At 71.3% G+C, this 13,558-nt stretch carries 10 protein-coding genes and 1 pseudogene; 6 read left to right on the top strand and 5 right to left on the bottom strand.

What is annotated here, in order from left to right; all coding sequences use genetic code 11:
* Window positions 1-657: 657 nt before the first annotated feature.
* Complete coding sequence (locus tag IF12_RS24225) at window positions 658-1,521, bottom strand: hypothetical protein (protein ID WP_051704411.1); 864 nt, start codon at window positions 1,519-1,521, stop codon at window positions 658-660.
* Between the two features lie 312 nt (window positions 1,522-1,833).
* Here IF12_RS24225 and IF12_RS0114525 point away from each other — a divergent pair, with 312 nt between their 5' ends.
* Complete coding sequence (locus IF12_RS0114525; protein WP_030159509.1) at window positions 1,834-2,973, top strand: serine hydrolase domain-containing protein; 1,140 nt, start codon at window positions 1,834-1,836, stop codon at window positions 2,971-2,973.
* A 69-nt stretch (window positions 2,974-3,042) separates the two neighbouring features.
* On the opposite strand, the gene IF12_RS0114520 is transcribed toward IF12_RS0114525, so the two are convergent.
* Together IF12_RS0114520 and IF12_RS0114515 are read right to left on the bottom strand one after the other, a co-directional pair.
* Window positions 3,043-4,509: an ATP-binding protein gene (locus tag IF12_RS0114520; protein WP_030159507.1), complete on the bottom strand. Its 1,467-nt coding sequence runs from the start codon at window positions 4,507-4,509 to the stop codon at window positions 3,043-3,045.
* A gap of 85 nt (window positions 4,510-4,594) precedes the next feature.
* Window positions 4,595-5,560 (bottom strand): GlxA family transcriptional regulator, encoded by a 966-nt coding sequence (locus IF12_RS0114515; RefSeq protein WP_030159505.1) that lies wholly within the window; start codon window positions 5,558-5,560, stop codon window positions 4,595-4,597.
* A 135-nt stretch (window positions 5,561-5,695) separates the two neighbouring features.
* Between IF12_RS0114515 and IF12_RS26665 the strand changes: the two genes are divergently transcribed.
* Window positions 5,696-6,283 carry a hypothetical protein gene (locus tag IF12_RS26665; RefSeq protein ID WP_051704409.1) on the top strand — a complete coding sequence of 196 codons (588 nt, stop codon included), beginning with the start codon at window positions 5,696-5,698 and terminating at the stop codon, window positions 6,281-6,283.
* A 61-nt stretch (window positions 6,284-6,344) separates the two neighbouring features.
* Here IF12_RS26665 and IF12_RS27265 read toward each other — a convergent pair.
* Window positions 6,345-6,467 (bottom strand): annotated as a pseudogene (locus IF12_RS27265) (hypothetical protein); the annotation flags it as partial.
* Between the two features lie 275 nt (window positions 6,468-6,742).
* Between IF12_RS27265 and IF12_RS25040 the strand changes: the two are divergent.
* From IF12_RS25040 to IF12_RS0114490, 4 genes are all read left to right on the top strand, one after another.
* Complete coding sequence (locus tag IF12_RS25040; protein ID WP_081913610.1) at window positions 6,743-8,245, top strand: pectinesterase family protein; 1,503 nt, start codon at window positions 6,743-6,745, stop codon at window positions 8,243-8,245.
* Between the two features lie 85 nt (window positions 8,246-8,330).
* The gene (locus IF12_RS0114500) at window positions 8,331-8,897 is read left to right on the top strand and encodes a hypothetical protein (RefSeq protein WP_030159500.1); all 567 of its coding nucleotides are present in this window, start codon (window positions 8,331-8,333) and stop codon (window positions 8,895-8,897) included.
* Window positions 8,898-9,273: 376 nt separating this feature from the next.
* The gene (locus IF12_RS0114495) at window positions 9,274-11,340 is read left to right on the top strand and encodes a cellulase family glycosylhydrolase (RefSeq protein WP_081913609.1); all 2,067 of its coding nucleotides are present in this window, start codon (window positions 9,274-9,276) and stop codon (window positions 11,338-11,340) included.
* Between the two features lie 137 nt (window positions 11,341-11,477).
* Window positions 11,478-12,485: a zinc-dependent alcohol dehydrogenase family protein gene (locus IF12_RS0114490; RefSeq protein WP_030159495.1), complete on the top strand. Its 1,008-nt coding sequence runs from the start codon at window positions 11,478-11,480 to the stop codon at window positions 12,483-12,485.
* Here the strand turns inward: IF12_RS0114490 and IF12_RS0114485 are convergent.
* A complete protein-coding gene (locus IF12_RS0114485) occupies window positions 12,482-13,477 on the bottom strand; it encodes a LacI family DNA-binding transcriptional regulator (RefSeq protein ID WP_030159493.1) in 996 nt (331 codons plus the stop codon). The two genes, IF12_RS0114490 and IF12_RS0114485, sit on opposite strands and share 4 nt — an antisense overlap.
* Between the last annotated feature and the right edge of the window lie 81 nt (window positions 13,478-13,558).

Below are 13,558 nucleotides of genomic sequence, written 5' to 3'. Positions count from 1 at the left end.
GGACGTTCATCGCCTGTCTAGCCGGGTCCGCCGTGAGGCGTCTGGACCCGGTTCGGCTTCGCCCGGGGTCGCCGGTGCGGTCGGCGTTCATGTCGGACCACCCGCGGCCGGGGGACGCGGAGGTGTGCCGGTCCCGGTCTCGCACTCGGGCGTTCATCGCCTGTCCAGCCGGGTGCGCCGTGAGGAGGGCGGACCCGGTTCGGTTTCGCCCGAGGTCGCCTGCACGATCGGTGCTCATCTCGGCCGGGGAGGCGGAGGCGTGTCGGTTCTGGTCCCGTACTCGGGCGTTCATCGCCTGTCCGGCCGGGTGCGCCGTGAGGAGGGCGGACGCGGCTCGGTTTTGCCCGGGGTTGCCGGTGCGGTCGGCGTTCATGTCGGACCACCCGCGGCCGGGGGACGCGGAGGCGTGTCGGTCCCGGTTTCGCATGGGGGCGTTCATCGCCTGTCCGGCGGGGTGCACCGTGAGGAGGGCGGTCTCGCCCCGGTTTCGCCCGGGGCTGCCGGTGCGGTCGGCGCTCATCTCGGACCACCCGCGGCCGGGGGACGCGGAGGCGTGCCGGTCCCGTACTCGGGTGCTCATTCCCCGTCCGGCCGGGTGCGCTGCGAGGCGTACGGTCTCAGCTCGGCTTCGCCCGAGGTCGCCTGCACGATCCGTGTTCACCTCGGATCACCTCGCCTCGCGGTCGCCTCCCGCAGCTCCGCGAGCGACACGGGCTCGACCATGGCTCCCGTGCGGTCGCCGCGCCGTACCTCGCGTTCGCCTGCCGGACGGGACCGCAGGTCCACGACGTTGCCGCCGGCATCGTCGAGGTCGCCGCCGTAGGGCCAGATCCGGGCCCGGCGGGTGCCGCCGCTGCGCCAGCGGGAGGCCACCTCCAGCTCGCAGGCGTCGAGCCGTCCGGCGCCCCAGCGGCGTCCGGTGTTCGCGCGCAGGCCCTTCCAACGAGCCCGGGACACATCAAGGCGGGCGTCGGCGCCGGCCACGATCCGGGTCTCCCACCACACGATCGCGGTGCCACTCCTGCGGGCCCGTGCCGTCAGCCGCCGCATCTGTGTCGGGGCCAGGCCCTCGCTCGGGAGCACCAGCGCGGCGATGCCCTCGGCGAGTGTGCCCGCCGCCTCGGCGACGAGCGTCCCGGGATCGACCAGCGCCACCCGGTCGAGGTCGACCCCGGCCGCCGTGGCCGCCAGCGGGTAGATCCGCGGCATCCCGACCAGGGCGCACCAGGCGCCCGCCCTGGTCGGACCGGCGAGGAGCCGCCACAGCAGCGAGGTGGCCCCATGGCGCGAAGCGGTGATCGCGGTCACCGTCGCGAGTCCGCCGTGGGGGAGGAGCGCGGAAATGTCGGGGGTGACGGGCAGAATGGCCTTCGCGGGCGCGATCGTCGCGGGCCGCGCGAAAGGCTGCTCCACGGTCTCGAGCCGCCCGGCCTCGGGACGCGGTTCGACGGCGGGACGCAGGTCCGCGGCGGTGCGCAGACCGAGCTCAGCGGCCAACGCGGCCGCGACATTCGTCGCCACCAGAACCCCCGTACCGTGTCGAACATATGTTTCAAGATCAACATACCGAACCACGGCACGAGCGCAACCTCAAACAGGTGTTTGATAAATCTCCCGGCATCGGAGTCGGGGGTCGGCACCGGCACCCTCGCCGCCGCCATCGCCGACCCGCTCCCCGCCCCTCCCCGACCCCACCGCCTGCCGCCGACCCCCTGGCCCTTCGGCGGCCTCGCCCTCGCCGCCACACCCCTCGACGGCCTCTCGCGCGGAAGGTCAGATCCGCGCCCTGACCGGGATACCATTGCCGCCCGCACCACCGACCGGAGAGCGCCGATGCCGCCAGCGATCCACGGCCACGCCGACGAGGGCTACGGCCCGCTCGCCGACGCCTTCGCCCGCAACTTCACCGAAGCCGGCGAGACCGGCGCCGCCTGCGCGGTCCACCGGGACGGCCGCCTCGTCGTCGACCTCTGGGGCGGCACCGCCGGACACGGCCGCCCCTGGCGATCCGACTCCGCCCCGACCGTCTTCTCGGTCTCCAAAGCGCTCGTGTCGATCAGCCTCTACATGGCCGCCGAACGCGGCCTGCTCGACTTCGACGCCCCCGTCGCAGGCGACTGGCCCGAATTCGCCAGGCACGGCAAGGACACGATCACCCTCCGCCAGATCCTCGCCCACCGGGCCGGGCTCCCCCTCCTCGACACCGTCCTCACCCCCGCCGACGCCGCCGCCTGGCACCCGTTCATCCGCGCGATCGAGGACCAGCGGCCCCTGTGGGAACCGGACACCGCCTTCCTCTACCACCCGCTCACCTTCGGCTGGCTCGCCGGCGAACCGCTCCGCCGCGCCACCGGACTGACCCCCGGCCGGTTCATCGCCGCCGAGATCGCCGGCCCCCTCGAAGCCGACGCCTGGATCGGGCTCCCGCCCGAGCACCGCGACCGACTCGCCCGCGTCGAACCGCCGCCCGGCCCGATCGGGCCCGACCCCGCCTCGCCCGACGACCGCTTCGCCGAGCGCGCCATCCGGTTCGGGAAGCTCTTCCCCGGCGGCCTCTTCGGCGAACCCGGCGGCGTCAACGACCCCGAGGCCCTCGCCATCGAGGTCCCCGGCGGCGGCGCGGTGGCCACCGCCTCCGCGCTGGCCCGCATCCTCGCCGCCACCGTCACCACTGTGGACGGCGTGCGCCTCATCGGCGAGGACTCGGTCCGCGACGCTCTCACGGTGCGCTCCGAGGGCCGGTACTGGGACGGCACCCCCGGTTCGCGCTTCTCGACCGGGTTCAAGATCAACCACCCCGGCGGCCGGATCCTGCTGTCGGACGCCTCCTTCGGCCATGACGGCGCCTCCGGCCAGCTCGCGTTCGCCGACGCGGAGGCGCGGCTCGGCTTCGGCTACGTCAACGGCAGCATGATCGCCGAGGACACCCGGGCCGAACGCCTCGTCCTCGCCCTCCGGAAATCCCTGGGCTGACCCTCGATTCCCGAGCTTTCGCAAGCCCCGTGATCGCCCTCGACAACGCCCCAGAAGCCCCGCGGGTCCTCAACCCTTGCCGTACAAGCGGTCCAGGTCCAGCAGGACCGCCTCGCCCTCGCGCGCGGCCGCCCGCAGCTCCGGCGTGAACCCGTTGAGCGAGAACACCCCCAGGACCGTCTCACCGGTCCGGTAGCCGAGGTCGCCGAGCGCCGTCCTGATCACCTGGAGCCGCGAAAGGGCGCCCACGCCCTGGCGCTGCCCGTTCGCCTTCGCCTCCCCGATGAACGCGACCGACTTGCCCTGCAACCCCAGGACGTCGACCTCGTACTTGGCCCGCCCCGCCTGGTCGTGGACGTTCGCGGTGCCCACCTCGCCGAAACCGTCCGGGCGGTCGAGCTCCTCGGGCGCGAACCGGTGCACCCACTCCCGGGCCAGCTCCTCGAAATGCGGCCCGAGGATCTGCGAGCGGAACGTGTCCCGCATGGCCTTCCAGACCTGCTCGGCCCGACCCAGCCCGAGCTGCCCGAGCCGCGGCGCGGTGATCAGCCGGTCGAAGCGGATGATCGGATCGCACACGCCGATCGAACTGCGCCCCCGCACCAGATCGGTGCGGCGCGCGACGTACCCGCTCGACTCGAGCGTGGCCAGCAGCGGCCGCACCGCGTCCTTGCTGCGCCCGGTCTCGGTCCCGATCTTCGCCAGCGTCGTCGAGCCCCGCGCGATCGCGCCCAGCACGTCGTAATAGGCCGAGCGGTCGCTGATGCGCGGGTCCTCGCGCAGCAGGTAGTCCACCTCGGCCGTCGTGAACACCCCGAGGCCCTTGCTCAGAAGCGTGTCGGGCACCCACCGCTCGAACTCGTCCGGGCTCTGCGGCGCCGCGTCGATGAGGGGCCGGTACCCCGGATAGCCGCCGACGCACGCGTGGACCTTCAGATTCGTCTCCGCGTCGCCGATGCCCCACAGCTCGGCGCTCTGCCGGTAGTCCAGCGGCCCGATCTTCAGATCGACCACGGCCCGCCCGCGCAGCGGCTTGGTCCCCGCCAGCAGCTCGCGCATGACGCTCAACGACGACCCGCAGAGGATGACGCGCCCGCCCGGACCCTCCCCGCGCCGCGCCCGGTCGTAGAGGAGCTGGAGGAGCCCCGGCAACTGCGGCGCCTTGGCCATCGCGTACGGGAACTCGTCGATGACCAGCAGCGGCGCCCGATCCGCCGGGGCCGTCCGTGCCGCCACCTCGAGTGCGCTGGTCAGCAGCGACTCCCAATCGGCGGTCGCCACGCCGGTGACGCCGCCGTGCGCGCCGATCGCCGCCGCGAAACGCGCCCTCGCCGAGAGGTCGCCCTCCTCCTGGACGCAGACGTGGTAGAGCCCGCCGACCGTCTCCGCGGCCGCGGCCAGCAGATGCGTCTTGCCCGCGCGGCGGCGGCCGGAGACGATCCCGATCTTGAGCGAGTCGTCGTCACCGGCCTTCAAGAACCGTTCGAGGACCCGCCATTCGAGATCCCGGCCGACGATCGAAGCAGGCTTGCGCACGGGCACCCCCTGACCGGCGCCACCCGATGCGACACCTTCGTGTAGTCGAGACTACACGAATATCGTGTAGTTCGAACTACACGACTCAAGCCGCCGTGGACGCCACCGCCCGGTACCGCGACGGGGCCATCCCGTACTCGCGCGTGAACGCCTGCCGCAGCGCCTCCGCCGAAGCGAAACCGCACTTCGGCGCCACCCGCGCCACCGGCAGATCCGTGGTCGTCAGCAACTGCGCCGCCGCCGTCACCCGCGCCCGCCGCACGAACCGGCCCGGCGTCTGCTTCAGATCCGCCTGGAACAACCGCGTCAGATGCCGCGGACTGACCCGCGCGAACGCCGCCAGCGCCGCCGTCGACAAGTCCGCGTCCAACCGCTCCGCCACATGGTCGGCGACCTTCCGCACCAGCCCGTTGTCGGCCGCCGGAGCGGCGGTGAACATGCTCATCTGCGCCTGATTCCCCGGCCGGTGCAGATAGGTCACCATCGCCCGCGACACCCACCGGGCCATGTCCGCCCCGAAATCGGCCTCGATGAACGACAGCGCCAGATCCAGAGCGCTCGTGACCCCCGCCGCCGTGTACACGTTCCCGTCCTGCACCCAGATCGGCCGCGAATCCACCTCCACCCGCGGATACGCCTCGGCCAGCTCCTGCGCGAAACGCCAGTGCGTGGTCGCGCGCCGCCCGTCGAGCAGGCCCGCCGCCGCGAGCACGCTCGCGCCCGTGCACAGCGACGCGACCCGCTCGCTCTCGCGCGCCAGCCGCCGCACATGCCCCACCAGCCGCTCGTCCTTCGCCGCGCTCAGATGCCCCAGCCCGCCCGAGACCACCAGCGTCCCGATCGGACCGCGCACCCGCTCCAGCGTCGCCTGCGCGTTGAGCACCAGCCCCGTCGAGCACGTGATCGTTCGCCCGCCGGGCGTCGCGAGCGTCAGGTCGTACCCCAGCCTCGGGTCGATGTGGCGCACCGCGTCGAGCGTGGTCGTGACGCAGGCGATGTCGAGCAGTTCGGCGTCGTCGTAGCCCACGACGAGCACCCGAGGCGTGTCCATGCCCTCCATCGTAGGTCCGAAAGACGATGAAGCCAAGATTTCGGACCTCACCGCCCGCGCAGCTTGACCGCCGCGACGGGGGAGGGGAAGGTGAAGAGGTCAGATACCCCCTCTAGGTATACGAGGAGCACCGCCATGACGACCACCGCCCCCGAACACGCCCACCGGACCGAGAACCCGGCGCGCGCCGCGCTGCGGCGCTGGCCCACCGTCGCCGGCATCGCCGCCGCCGCGTTCCTCGCCTACGGACTGGCGTCCGGAAGCGACCTCTCGCCCATCCTCACCGCCGCCGGGTTCATCTACCTCGGCGCCGCCGCACTCGGCCGCCGCGGCGCGGCATGGCCGCTGTTCCTCCTGACGTTCGTGATCATCGGCGCCGCCAGGTTCGCGCCCTTCGAGTTCTCGGCCGACTGGTCCCTGCTCGGCCTCGCCGCCCTGCTCGCCGTCTACGGCCTCGTGCGCGGGGCCGTCCGCCCGGCCGCGGGCCTGCCGCTCCAGGCGCTGGCGATGGCCGCGATCGGCGGCGTCGCCGCGGTGGCGTCGTACTTCGCGGGCGGCGACCTCGCCGCCTACACGGTAGCGGCGGCCCTGCTCGCCCACGCCGGCTGGGACGTGTACCACCACCGGGTCGAGCGGGTCGTCTCCCGCTCGCTCGCCGAGTTCTGCTTCGTCCTGGACGCCTTGCTGGCCATCGTGATCGTGGTCGCGACCCTCCGCGGCTGAACCCTCCGCGGTGCTTCGGCGAGGACGGGGCGGCCCGAAGGGGCCGCCCCGTCCGCCGCCGCAGCCTCGGGTCCACCGGTTCGGCCTCCAGCGCCAGGACCGCGAACACGAACCGGTGCAAGCGCCACAGTGGAGCGTTCGTCGTGACCAGTTGCAGCGCTTCGAGACCGAGGGCGTACTCGCGCCGCCGTCACAGCCGGTCCAGGTTCGGTTTGGGCCCAGATCGGTCGCGGGCCGGGCGGTGGTCGGCACCGTCAGGAGCACCCGGTGATCATGCCGTCCGGTCCGCTTGAACGCGAGCGGACAGTGGACGATCTCGCCTCGGGGGATTGGCTGCCGGGAAGGTTTGCGCTACAGTGTCAACGATAACAATTGTTATCGATAACTGTAAATGCCTGGATTGCTGAGGAGAATTTCCCGGCATGTCTCAGCGACCGGGTGCTTCACCATGGAGTCGATATGACATCGAGTACTTCAGGGCGCCCGCGACTCGGACGTCGCCTCGCGGCGACCCTGTCCCTCATCCTGGGCGCGGTCCTCGCCGGGACCGTTTCGCTCATCGCCACCACCAGCGCGAACGCGGTCGAGACCGGCGTCTGGTTCAACATCGAGTCGCGCCATTCCGGGCTCGTGCTCGGCATCCGCGCGGCCTCGACCGCGAGCGGCGCCGAGCTCGTCCAATGGGACCGCAACGGCTCGTACGACCAGCAGTTCCGCTTCGTCGACGCCGGCGGCGGCTACTACAAGATCGAGGCGCGCCACTCCGGCATGGTCCTCGACGTCGAGGGCGCCAGCGGCGCCGACGGCGCGAAGGTCCAGCAATGGGGCGACGGCGGCAGCGCCAACCAGCAGTGGCAGATCACCGAGAGCGGCGGCTACGCCACCTTCGTCAACCGCGCCTCGGGCAAGGCCCTCGACGTCTGGGAGTGGTCGACCGCCAAGGGCGGCAGGATCTCCCAGTACACGCCGACCGGCGGCGCCAACCAGCAGTGGCGGCTCGTCCCCGCAGGCGGCGACGTGCAGGCCGACATCGTGGTCGCCGCCGACGGCTCGGGCGACCACACCACCGTGCAGGCGGCCGTGAACGCCGCCGCGCCGGGCGCGACCATCCTCATCAAGGCCGGGAACTACAAGGGCAACGTGCAGGTGCCCTCGAACAAGACCGGGCTCACCTTCATCGGGGCCACCGGCAACGCGGCCGACGTGGTGATCCACGACGACCGCTGCGCCGGCTGCGACAACGGCTCCGGCGGTACCTGGGGCACCAGCGGCAGCGCGAGCGTCCTGTTGCAGGGCAACGACTTCACCGCCGAGGACCTCACCTTCGCGAACACCTACGACGAGGCGGCGCACGGCGCCAGCCAGGCCGTGGCGGTGAAGGTGGTCGGCGACCGGATGGTCTTCGACAACGTGCGCTTCCTCGGCAACCAGGACACCCTGCTCACCGACACGCCCAACGCCGCGACGGTGTCGCGGCAGTACTTCCACGACTGCTACGTCGAGGGCGACGTGGACTTCATCTTCGGGCGCGGCACCGCCGTGTTCGACGACTGCCGCATCCACTCGCTCAACCGCGGTTCGAGTTCGAACAACGGCTACGTGACGGCGGCGAGCACCGAGATCACCAACCCGTACGGGATCCTGATCTACCAGTGCGAGATGACCAGTAACGCCCCGAACGGCTCGGTGTACCTCGGCAGGCCCTGGCCCGCCGGCGGCTCCACCACGGCCCGCGGGCAGGTGCTCATCCGCGAGAGCGTGCTCGGCGCGCACTTCCGCGCCGATCCCTGGACGGACATGTCCGGCCTGAGCTGGCGCGACGCGCGCCTGAGCGAGTACCAGAACACCGGGCCCGGCTCCGGCGCGAACGGCGACCGGCCGCAGATGTCCTCCTCCGAGGCGGCGAACTTCGAGCCGCAGGACTACCTCGCGGGCAACGACGGCTGGAACCCGATCCGATGACGCGATGAGGGGCCGCCGGGACACGTTCCCGGCGGCCCTCCCTGCTACCTTGGCAGCGCATCGCACGCTCACGACGGGACCAGGGATGAACGCGACCGCCATCGGCTTCATCGAGATCGCGATCATCGTCCTCGGCATCCTGGCGTGGCTCGCCGGAGTCCTCGGGGTGATGTACCGCGGCTTCATCCTCCCGGGCGTGACGCTCGACGAGCTGAAATTCAAGGTCGCCGAACGCCGCGGACTCCTCGCCGACTCGCCCGACGAGCCTCCCCGCGCGGCATCGACACTGCGAGAGCAAACCACCGCGAACGAGGTCCGCGCCCTCGCCGCCGCCCAAGGCGAGAGCCGCCGACACCGCGTCTGGGAGGCCTGGCGCTCCGATCCCCAGTTCCGCGCCGAAGTGCAGCGGCGCTACCGGGATCACTACCCGCCGAGGCACGCCTACATCGCCCTGCTCTGCGGCGGCGCCTGGTCGCTGACCTTCGTGCTCATCGAGCCCCTGCAAGACATCCTGGTTCCCGACGACCTCGAAATCCTGTTCCCGGTGTACGTCCTCGTGGCACCGCTGTGGATCGCGGTCGCCGTGATGCTCCTGCTCGAAAAAGCCCATCGCCGCCGAGCCGCCAAACGCCAAGGGCCGTTCCCGTCGTAGAGCGCCTGGAGCGAACCGGACGAGCGCACTCGATCGCCTCGCCGCCACCCTCGTGCGGACCGCGCATCCGCTCCACGCCGACCGCGACAGCGCCCTACCAGAACCGGCCGCCGTCCGTTGCGCGTGAGACGCGGCTCGAGTGAGTTTCGCCCTCATTTTGCGTTCTTCGGAGGTCTGAATGCCTGGGGCGCAACTTGATCGGTGTTCCCACTCCCTCCCTCTGCGAAGATCCAGGTTGGGAGCGATTGACAAAGTTGGGTCACCCAACTTAAGGTGGCATCGAGGACTGTCGATGAGCCTTCGCGGCTCCGTGTCTTTCGACAACGCAGTCCCGGGCAGGAATGCCTCCGGCAGCAACGCGGACTTAGGGAGTGCCATGCTAGGCGTCAAGCGTCGTACCAGGAGATGGGTCGCCATCGCGGTGATGGGGGTCGCCGTCTTGGCGGCGGGACTCGGGATACTCGTGCCCTCGATCGCCTACGCGGACGAAGGCTGCGAGGTCGAGTACACGGTCTCGTCCGAGTGGCCCGGCGGGTTCACCGCGAACGTGGCGATCACGAACCTCGGTTCGGCCGTGAGCGGTTGGGACTTGGCGTGGACGTTCCCGAACGGCCAGCGCGTGACGCAGGCCTGGGGCGCGATCACGACCAGCTCCGGTGACCAGGTGACCGCAACCAACGAGAGCTACAACGGCTCGATCTCCAGTTCCGGCACGGTCTCCTTCGGGTTCAACGGCTCCTGGACCGGGGCCAACGAGGTTCCGGGCTCCTTCACCCTCAACGGGACCGTCTGCGACGGCGGCGTCGCCGAGCCCACGACTCCGCCCGAGACCACCCCGCCGCCCACCGGCAGCGTCAGCGCGATGGAGACCGTCGCCGCGATGCAGCCGGGCTGGAACCTCGGCAACTCGCTCGACTCGGTCGGCCCCGACGAGACCGCCTGGGGCAACCCGGTGATCACCCAGGCGCTCATCGAGAACATCGCCGACCAGGGCTACAACAGCATCCGCATCCCCGTCACCTGGGACGACCACCAGGGCGGCGCCCCGGACTACGCGGTCGAGGGCGCCTACCTCGACCGGGTCGAGGAGGTCGTGGGCTGGGCCCTCGACGCCGACCTGTACGTGGTGCTCAACATCCACCACGACTCGTGGATCTGGATCGCGGACATGAACTCGAACCGCACCGTGGTCGAGGCGCGGTACGAGTCGATCTGGAACACCCTCGCCGACCGCTTCCGCGACGCCTCGCCGAAGCTCCTGTTCGAGAGCATCAACGAGCCGCAGTTCAACAATGTGGACGATGCGACGGCCTACGCGCTGCTCGACGACCTGAACGTCTCGTTCCACGAGATCGTGCGCGGCTCGGGCGGCGGCAACGCCGACCGGGTGCTCATCCTGCCGACGCTGCACACGAACGCCGACCAGGAGCGCCTGGACGCCCTCACCGAGACCATCGAGGCGCTGGACGACCCGAACCTGGCCGCGACCATCCACTACTACGGCTTCTGGCCCTTCAGCGTGAACATCGCCGGCTACACGACCTTCGACGCCGAAGTGCAGCAGGACATCACCGACACCTTCGACCGGGCGTACGACGAGTTCGTGGCCAACGGGATCCCGGTCCTCATCGGCGAGTACGGCCTGCTCGGCTTCGACGCCCACACCGGGACGATCGAGCAGGGCGAGAAGCTGAAGTTCTTCGAGTACGCGGGCTACTACGCCAACGAGAAGGAGCTGACGCTCCAGCTGTGGGACAACGGCCAGCACCTGGGCCGCACCTCGTTCCAGTGGAGCGACCCGGAGCTGTTCGCGATGCTCGACGCGAGCGTCCACGGCCGCTCCGGCACGGCCGAGACCGACCAGGTGTTCATCGCCCAGTCGGACGCCGTCACCGACGAGACCGTGCAGCTCAACCTGAACGGGACCTCCTTCGAGGGCCTGCACCACGGCTCGACCCCGCTGGTCGAGGGCACCGACTACACGGTCTCGGGCTCGACGCTGACGCTCAAGGCGAGCAAGCTGACCGAGCTGCTCGGGGACCGCTCGCACGGGGTGCGGGCCGACCTGCACGCCGAGTTCTCGCAGGGCGCGCCGTGGCGCATCAGCATCGTCTCCTACGACACGCCGACGGTGTCGGCGGCCTCCGGCTCGGCCTCCTCGTTCGCGGTCCCGACCGCGTTCAACGGCGACCAGCTGGCCACGATGGAGGCGGTGTACGCGGACGGCACTCCGGCCGGCCCGCAGAACTGGACCTCCTACAAGGAATTCGCGCGGGCCTTCGGGCCCGACTACACGGCCGGGCAGATCAGCCTGACCTCGGACTTCTTCGCCGAGGTGAACGACGGCCAGAAAGTGACCCTCACCTTCCACTTCTGGAGCGGCGAGACGGTGACGTACTACGTGACCGAATCCGGTGGCAACGTCACCGGCTCGCTCAGCTAGTCGCGGCCTGACGCCGCCCCCGACGCGCCGCGTCGGGGGCGGCTTCGCGTCTTGGGAGCCGCGTCTCGATCCCGCTGCGGTGCAACCCATGCCTCCGTATGATCGACCTCGAACCCAGTTCGAGAGGAATGGTCCACATGGCGAAGACGGTGCGTTTCCACGAGTACGGCGACCCCGAGGTCCTCGTGGTGGAGGACCTCCCGGTCGGCGAGCCCGGCCCGGGGGAGGTGCTCGTGCGCATCGAGGCGATCGGCCTGAACCGGGCCGAGGCGCTCTACCGCCGCGGCCACTACATCGAGCGGCCCCGGGCCTTCCCGGCCCGGATCGGCGCCGAGGCCGCCGGGGTGATCGAGTCCGTCGGCCCGGACGTCACCGGTCTCGAAGCGGGCCAGGCGGTCAGCGTGATCCCGTCCTTCTCGATGAACGACTACGCCGTCTACGCCGAACGCGCCGTCGTCCCGGCCTTCGCGGTGCTCGCCCGCCCCGAGGGCCTCGACGCGGTCACCGGCGCCGCCGTCTGGATGCCCTATCTCACCGCGTACGGCGCGCTCGCCCAGGTCGGCGGGATGCGCCCCGGCGACGCCGTGGTGATCACCGCCGCCTCCAGCAGCGTCGGGCTCGCCGCGATCCAGATCGCCAACCGCATGGGCGCCGTGCCGATCGCGACCACCCGCACCGGCGCCAAGGCGGACGCGCTCCGCGAAGCCGGTGCGGCCGAAGTGATCGCGACCGACGAGGAGCCCCTCGCCGATCGCGTCCTCGACCTCACCGGCGGGAAGGGCGCCCGGTTCGCCTTCGACGCCGTGGCCGGGCCCGGCGTCACCGACCTCGCCCGCGCGGTCGCCTCCGACGGCACCCTCTTCCTCTACGGCGCGCTTTCAGGCCAGCCGACCCCGTACCCGGGCTTCGACCTGGGGATGCCCGCGTTGAACATGCGCACCTTCCTCGTCCACGAGACCACCCGGTCCCGGCGGCGGCTGCGCGAGGCCGAGGCATTCGTCGTCTCAGGGCTGCGCAGCGGCGCCTTCGCGCCGAGGATCGACCGCACCTTCGCCCTCGACGACATCGCCGAGGCCCACCGCTACCTCGAACGCGGCGATCAGATCGGCAAGATCGTCGCCACCGTGCCCGAACCTCGCGCCTAGCGCGTCGACTCGCGCAGGACGAGCTCGTACGGGGCCGTGTGCTCCTCGGGCCGCCTGGCCGGGTCGTCGAGGCGGGCGGCGATGAGCGCCACCGCCTTCTCGGCCATCCACCGGTGGTCAGGAGCCACAGTGGACAGCGACGGAACGAGGTAGGCCGCCTCCGGTATGTCGTCGAAGCCGATCACGCGCACGTCCTCGGGGCACCGTAGCCCCACGTCCGCGAGCCCGCGCAGGACGCCTTGGGCGACGGTGTCGGTCACCGCGACCACCCCGTCGAACTTCGCGCCCGAGGCGTGCAGTTCGCGGATCGCCTTGCGGCCGTGCCCCATGTGCATCCCCGACAGCGCCGTGAGCGCCGGGTCGGCGGCCAGCCCGGCCGCCTCCAGCGCCTCGGCGTAGCCCCGGTGGCGGCGCGAGACCACATGCACCCCTTCGAGGGTCCAGCCGGTCACGATCGCGATCCGCTCGCAGCCGCGCTCGATGAGGTGCTCGGTCGCGGCCCGCGTGCCCGCCTCGTTCGCCATCCCGACGTGGTCGATGCTCGCGCCGAAGTCGCGCTCGCCGAGCATCACGATCGGGAAGTCCCCCCACGACTGGCCGCGGTCGCGCGGGTCGAGCGCGACCGCGCTCAGTATGAGCCCGTCGAACTGGAGCTTGTGGGACTGCGCGATCGCCTGGGCCTCGCCCTCGGCCGCCGCGCCGGTCTGCTCGACGGCGACGTGGAAGCCCCGCTCCTTCGCCGCCTCGATCACGTGCGAGGCGAGCATCCCGTAATAGGGCCGGTCGACCTCGGGCACGGCCAGGCCGATCACCCCGGTCCGACCTGCTTTGAGCGTGCGGGCGTTGACGTTGAGGCGGTACCCGGACTTCTGGATCGCTTCGAGCACGCGCAGGCGCACCGGGTCGCTGACGCCGGCCCGGTTGTTGACCACATTGGACACCGTCATCTTCGACACCCCGGCCAGCCGCGCCACGTCGCTCATCGTCACCATGTCCAGTCCGCCTCCCGTCGGTCGACCCCTATGCTCCCATCTTCCAGCGGAAGGACCGCCGACACCGTGTCCGGCGCCGGC

Origin of the sequence: Glycomyces sp. NRRL B-16210 (assembly GCF_000719515.1) — a bacterium.
Taxonomy (GTDB): domain Bacteria; phylum Actinomycetota; class Actinomycetes; order Mycobacteriales; family Micromonosporaceae; genus Glycomyces.
This window is presented reverse-complemented; position numbering and strand designations above follow the sequence as displayed.